General features: G+C 40.9%; 5 protein-coding genes. 4 read left to right on the top strand and 1 reads right to left on the bottom strand.

The window, feature by feature from the left end; genetic code table 11:
- Positions 1-148: 148 nt before the first annotated feature.
- The 4 genes from DW059_RS14555 to pdxR all read left to right on the top strand — a co-directional run bounded on the left by DW059_RS14555 (position 149) and on the right by pdxR (position 5,102).
- Positions 149-1,009: a hypothetical protein gene (locus DW059_RS14555; protein WP_117699271.1), complete on the top strand. Its 861-nt coding sequence runs from the start codon at positions 149-151 to the stop codon at positions 1,007-1,009.
- A gap of 133 nt (positions 1,010-1,142) precedes the next feature.
- Positions 1,143-2,813, top strand: a complete 1,671-nt coding sequence (locus DW059_RS14550; RefSeq protein WP_022243108.1) for a glutamine--tRNA ligase/YqeY domain fusion protein — start codon at positions 1,143-1,145, stop codon at positions 2,811-2,813.
- Positions 2,814-2,828: 15 nt separating this feature from the next.
- A complete protein-coding gene (locus DW059_RS14545; protein WP_117699270.1) occupies positions 2,829-3,680 on the top strand; it encodes a DUF2225 domain-containing protein in 852 nt (283 codons plus the stop codon).
- Positions 3,681-3,692: 12 nt separating this feature from the next.
- Positions 3,693-5,102 carry a MocR-like pyridoxine biosynthesis transcription factor PdxR gene (gene pdxR / locus DW059_RS14540; RefSeq protein WP_117699269.1) on the top strand — a complete coding sequence of 470 codons (1,410 nt, stop codon included), beginning with the start codon at positions 3,693-3,695 and terminating at the stop codon, positions 5,100-5,102.
- 70 nt (positions 5,103-5,172) lie between these two features.
- On the opposite strand, the gene DW059_RS14535 is transcribed toward pdxR, so the two are convergent.
- On the bottom strand, positions 5,173-6,399 hold the full coding sequence (locus DW059_RS14535) for an argininosuccinate synthase (RefSeq protein WP_022243105.1): 1,227 nt from the start codon (positions 6,397-6,399) through the stop codon (positions 5,173-5,175).
- Positions 6,400-6,501 lie beyond the last annotated feature (102 nt).

The raw sequence follows: 6,501 nt of genomic DNA, 5'->3' as shown, positions 1-6,501 counted from the left end.
AATAAAAAGAATTTATGGATTGTTTAGAAATAGTGGTGAATCTGAAATTTTTATGAAGAAGTCCTAGTGTCGTTGACAAATCTTTGGGGATACTTTTATAATAGTAGACAGATTGCAATAAACTAATTTATGAAATATGAGGTGTAATATGAATTTTTTGAATAAAATGGAGCGCAAAATTGGAAAATACGCCATCCCGAATCTGATGATTTATCTGATTGCAGCATATTGCATCGGATTTGTGATTTATACGGTAAATCCGAACTTTATGTTGATGCTGACCTTAAGCCCTTATCACATTCTGCATGGACAGGTGTGGAGACTGATTACCTGGATTCTGATGCCGACAGACACCAGAGTATTCTCACTGCTGATTATGGCGCTTCTTTATTATCAGCTTGGTTCTGCACTGGAACGGAGCTGGGGCACATTCCGTTTTAATGTTTATATTTTCGGCGGAATGTTATTTACCGTAATCGGAGCGTTTATTTTATATGGAATATATGCAGCAGCCGGAACAGGAAGCTTAGAAACAATTTCATTGATTTCAAGCCTTACTTTCACTACGAATTATATCAATCTGACCATATTCCTTGCCTTTGCGGTCATGTATCCGGAAATGCAGATTTTACTGTTCTTTATTATTCCGGTAAAAATGAAGTGGATGGCAGTGGTATATGCAGTACTGATTGCGATTAATCTGATTTTAACCAGCTGGGGCGGAAGAATTGCTATCATTATGTCTATTTTAAACTTCCTGATTTTCTTCCTGTCTACCAGAAATTACAGAAGGGTATCCCCGAAGGAAATTCACCGGAAGCAGGTATTTAAGGCTCAGATGCAGGAACCGAGGAGAGGCAGCATGGTGACAAAGCATAAATGTGCAGTCTGCGGAAGAACCGAGCTGGATGATCCAAACCTGGAATTCCGTTTCTGCTCCAAGTGCGATGGCAATTACGAATATTGTCAGGATCATCTGTTTACCCATCAGCATATTAAGCACAGCTAGAAAAGGAAAATGCGACCGGACAACATTTTGACGGAACATTTTGACGGAACTCCAAAAATCGTTATTGATTTAGCAGACGTTTGACTTTATAATAGATATATTAGCGAAGAAACGAACCCAGGAGGAAGACAAAATGGAAAACGAAGCTGTCTCCAAGAATTTTATTGAGCAGATTATCGACAAAGATTTAGCAGAAGGACATTGCAAAACGGTGCATACCAGATTTCCACCGGAGCCAAATGGCTATTTGCATATCGGACATGCCAAATCTATTCTTTTAAATTATGGACTTGCACAGGAATATAACGGCTTATTTAATATGCGTTTTGACGATACCAATCCGACCAAAGAGCGAAGCGAATTCGTAGAGTCAATCAAAGAGGATATTAAATGGCTGGGTGCGGATTGGGGCGACAGATTGTTTTTTGCATCCAATTATTTTGATCAGATGTATGAAGCAGCTGTAAAACTGATTAAGAAAGGGAAAGCATATGTTTCTGACTTAAGCGCAGAAGAGATGCGCGAGTACCGCGGAACCTTAAAGGAGCCGGGAAAAGAAGATCCGTCAGCCGGTAGAAGTGTAGAAGAGAACTTAGAACTGTTTGAAGCAATGAAAGATGGCAGGTATGCAGACGGTGAAAAGGTATTGCGTGCCAGAATTGATATGGCTTCTCCAAATATGAATATGCGTGACCCGGTTATTTACCGTGTGGCACATATGACTCATCAGAATACAGGGGATAAATGGTGCATTTATCCGATGTATGATTTTGCACATCCAATCGAGGATGCCATTGAAGGAATTACACATTCTATCTGTACGCTGGAATTCGAAGACCACAGACCTTTATATGACTGGGTTGTCCGTGAGTTAGAGTATGAGAATCCACCAAAGCAGATTGAGTTTGCAAAATTATATCTTACCAATGTGGTAACCGGTAAGCGTTACATTAAGAAGCTGGTAGAGGAACATATTGTAGATGGATGGGATGACCCGCGTCTGGTATCCATTGCTGCTTTGAGAAGAAGAGGTTTTACACCGGAGTCTATTAAAATGTTCGTAGAGTTGTGCGGCGTTTCCAAGGCAAACAGTTCGGTAGATTATGCAATGTTAGAATATTGTATCCGTGAGGATTTAAAATTAAAACGTTCCCGCGTGATGGCAGTATTAGATCCAATTAAGGTTATTATTGACAATTATCCGGAAGACCAGATAGAATACTTTGATGTGGTCAATAATATGGAAAATGAAGCTCTAGGCAGCCGTAAGGTTCCGTTTGCAAGAGAACTTTACATTGACAGAGAAGATTTTATGGAAGAACCGCCGAGAAAATATTTCCGTATGTTCCCGGGTAACGAAGTGCGTCTGATGCATGCATATTTTGTGAAATGCAACAGCTTTGTAAAAGACGAGAACGGAAAAGTGACAGAGATTCACTGTACCTATGACCCGGAATCCAGAGGCGGAAACAGCCCGGATGGAAGAAAGGTAAAAGGAACCATTCACTGGGTAGCAGCACCAACCGCAGTGAAAGCAGAGGTAAGATTATACGAAAATATTGTGGACGAAGAGTTGGGCGTATATAACGAAGACGGAAGCCTGAACTTAAATCCGAATTCTCTTACCGTATTAAAAGAGTGCTATGTAGAGCCAGGTCTTGCAGATGCAAAAGGATATGACAGCTTCCAGTTTGTACGACAGGGATATTTCTGCGTAGACGCGAAAGATTCAAAAGAAGATGCACTGGTATTTAACCGCATCGTTTCACTAAAGAGTTCTTATAAACTGCCAGCTCAGCAGTAGAGCGGAGGAATAGATATGAATTTATTTTCTGGATTGGAAAAATTCGGAATAAAGGCAACTGACAGTACAGACCTTTATGCCGATGAGAAAGTAGCAGAAAAGAAAACAAAAGAAAAAGTAGAAACAGCCGTAGTACAGCCAAAGGAAGAGGATTTCCTTTTAGATAAGACCGTGCGCTGCCCGGTATGTGATAAAGAATTTAAGACGAAAATGGTAAAAGCCGGTAAGGTGAAGCGATTGGAGCCGGATGCAGATTTGAGACCGAGACAGCAGTATGTGGATTCTTTGAAATATGATGTGGCATCCTGCCCGAATTGCGGATATACTTCTCTGAATCGTTATTTTGAACATATTACCATGGGTCAGATTAAATTGATTAAGGAACAGATTAGCCGGAATTTTCATCCGCAGGCACCATCTGACGATGCAACATGGGATTATGATAAGGCAATTGAAATGCATAAGTTATCCCTGTTTAATTCGATGGTAAAGAAAGCGAGAACCAGTGAAAAAGCATATAACTGTCTGATTCTTGCATGGTTGCTTCGCACCAAAGCAGAGGAATTAGAGACTGCCGGTAAAAAAGAAGAGGCAGCAGCCTGCAGACAGGAAGAGGAATCTTTCTATAAAGAGGCCTATGATGGCATGATGAAGGCAGTAAGTACAGAGATGTTCCCGATTTGTGGAATGGATCAGAGTACGATGGATTATCTTCTTGCAAATATGGCATTCCATTATAAGCAGTATGATGTAACATCAAAATGCTTAAGTCGTGTTTTGAGTTCCGCAAGTGCAAATCGTAAGATTAAGGATAAATCCTTGGAATTAAAAGAAATTATTTTAAAAGAGCTTAAGAAAAATCGATAGGTGGATAACGGGATGAAGGAATTATGGATTGATTTACAGCCGGATTCTCCACGCGCACTTTATGAGCAGATTTACGAATACATTCGTAAGGATATAGCAGACGGTAAGATTTCCCCGGGGGAAAAATTACCGTCTACTCGTTTTATGGCCAGAAATCTGCAAATCAGCAGGAGTACCGTGGAACTGGCATATGAACAGCTTACAGCAGAGGGTTATATTGAACCAAAACCCTGTGCAGGCTATTTTGTATGCGATATCAGCATGCTGTATCAGCTGAGCCGTGGACAGGAAAAGCCAGAAGAGGGAAGACTCATGGAGCGGCAGAAAAAGCAGTATGAAATCAGTTTTTCTCCTTATGAGATTGACCGGAAGCATTTTCCCTATGGAATATGGTATCGGATGCATAAGAGTGTAGTGCCGGAGGATAACCCGGATTTATTGCTTTCGGGAAATCCAAAGGGAGAACTGAATCTTAGAACGGCAATCAGCCGCTATCTCTATCAGGCGAGAGGGGTAGTCTGCGATGAAAAACAGATTCTTCTTGGTGCCGGTAATGAGTATCTTCTGTTATTGCTAGCTCAGATTATGGGGCGGGACAAGAAAGTGGCAATGGAGAATTATACCTATTTGCAGGCATATTATACTTTCTGTAATATGGGATATCGGGTGCTGGCAGAAGAAATTGATGAAGATGGAATTTGTATGGAGGCTATCCGGAAAGAAAATCCGGATATGGTTTATGTCATGCCATCCCATCAGTTCCCGTTGGGAAATGTCATGCCGCTGCGAAGAAGGCTGGAACTTTTACAGTGGGCGTCTGAAGGAGAAGAACGTTATATCATAGAAGATGACCACGATAGTGAGTTCCGTTATAAAGGAAAGCCGATTCCGGCTTTGTGGGGAAATGATACCGGAGAGCATGTGATTTATATAGGAACTTTTTCAAAAAGTATTGCACCTTCTCTTCGAATCAGTTTTATGGTATTGCCCCATTCCCTGATGGAGCGGTACCACAGTTTCTGTGGTTTCTATGCCTGTACGGTGCCGCGGAACAGTCAGGAAGTATTGTGCCATTTTATGGAAGAAGGGCATTTTGAACGGCATCTGAACCGTATGCGTAATAACTATAAGAATAAGCATGATACTTTTATGCGTCTTTTAAAGCAGGAAGACTGGGTCTGCCGCATTTACGGTGATAATGCCGGCCTGCATGTATTGGTAGAACTGGATGTGAAGTGGAAGGAAGAAGAAGTGGTAGAGCAGGCGAGAGAGCAGCATATTGAAATTCATGGACTGGGTGAATATGTGATTCAAAAGCCAAAGGAAAAGAAAGTTCCGACACTGGTGCTTGGATATGGTAATCTGACAGAAGATGAAATGGAACAGGGTCTTGCTGTATTAAGAGAGATTCTGGATAAATAAAAAAGACATTACATATCGGCGGCTGTCGAATGTAATGCCTTTTTTACATTCTATATTGCGTTAGAAAATTCTATTTCTGGTTATTTTTTTCTAATTCCTGCATTTTCATAGCACGAACTTTTAATGGAAGACCAAACAGCGTGATGAATCCATCTGCATCATGGTGATCATAAAGGTCTCCGGTTGTAAAGCTTGCCAGTGACTCACTGTAGAGAGAGTATGGAGAAGTTGTTCCGGCTTTGATGATGTTTCCTTTGTAGAGCTTGAATTTCACTTCACCGGTTACATATTCCTGGGTAGACTCAACGAATGCCTGAACTGCTTCACGTAAAGGTGTGAACCATTTTCCTTCGTAAACAATCTGAGCCATACGATTGCCCATATCTTTTTTTACATCCATAGTAGCACGGTCTAATACGAGTTCCTCTAACTGACGATGTGCTTCCATCAGGATAGTTCCGCCAGGAGTTTCATATACACCACGGGATTTCATACCAACAACACGGTTTTCTACGATATCGATGATACCAATTCCATGTTTGCCGCCTAAACGGTTTAATTCACGGATGATATCGGAAACTTTCATTTTCTTTCCATTAACAGCAGTAGGAACACCTTTTTCAAAGGTCATGGTTACGTATTCACCCTCATCCGGAGCCTTTTCCGGAGAAACACCAAGAACTAAAAGGTGGTCATAGTTTGGTTCATTTGCAGGATCCTCTAACTCAAGACCTTCGTGGCTGATGTGCCATAAGTTACGGTCACGGCTGTAGCTCTGGTCAGTAGAGAATGGAAGATGAATGCCATGTGCTTTGCAGTATTCAATTTCGGATTCACGGGAATCCATTTTCCATTTGTCATCACGCCAAGGAGCAATAATTTTAATATCAGGAGCAAGTGCTTTGATAGAAAGCTCGAAACGAATCTGGTCATTTCCCTTACCGGTTGCACCGTGGCAGATAGCAACAGCATTTTCTTTTCGTGCAATTTCAACTAACTTCTTGGCAATACCAGGACGAGCCATAGAAGTTCCCAAGAGATATTTGTTCTCATATACGGCATCTGCCTGAACACATGGAACAATATAGTCATCACAGAATTCATCTGTAATATCTTCAATATATAATTTGGTTGCACCGGATAATTTTGCTCTTTCGTCAAGACCGTCCAGCTCTTCACCCTGTCCGCAGTCAACGCAGCAGCAGATTACTTCATAATCATAATTTTCTTTTAACCATGGGATGATAGCGGTTGTATCAAGTCCACCAGAGTACGCTAAAACAACTTTTTCTTTCATAATAATAGGTATCCTTTCTTCAGATGTTTTTTAACTAGGACTAATATACAACAAAAAAAATAAATACGCAAGCGAAAAAATATACATAATCTGCTTATAAAA

This window comes from Roseburia sp. AF42-8, assembly GCF_003435965.1.
Taxonomy (GTDB): domain Bacteria; phylum Bacillota; class Clostridia; order Lachnospirales; family Lachnospiraceae; genus Roseburia_C; species Roseburia_C amylophila.
This window is presented reverse-complemented; position numbering and strand designations above follow the sequence as displayed.

Bases quoted from the DNA above. Each gene is read 5' to 3' on its own strand.
- pdxR (WP_117699269.1), top strand. From the start codon at position 3,693: ATGAAGGAATTATGGATTGATTTACAGCCGGATTCTCCACGCGCACTT.
- DW059_RS14555 (WP_117699271.1), top strand. From the start codon at position 149: ATGAATTTTTTGAATAAAATGGAGCGCAAAATTGGAAAATACGCCATC.
- DW059_RS14545 (WP_117699270.1), top strand. From the start codon at position 2,829: ATGAATTTATTTTCTGGATTGGAAAAATTCGGAATAAAGGCAACTGAC.
- DW059_RS14535 (WP_022243105.1), bottom strand. From the start codon at position 6,399: ATGAAAGAAAAAGTTGTTTTAGCGTACTCTGGTGGACTTGATACAACC.
- DW059_RS14550 (WP_022243108.1), top strand. From the start codon at position 1,143: ATGGAAAACGAAGCTGTCTCCAAGAATTTTATTGAGCAGATTATCGAC.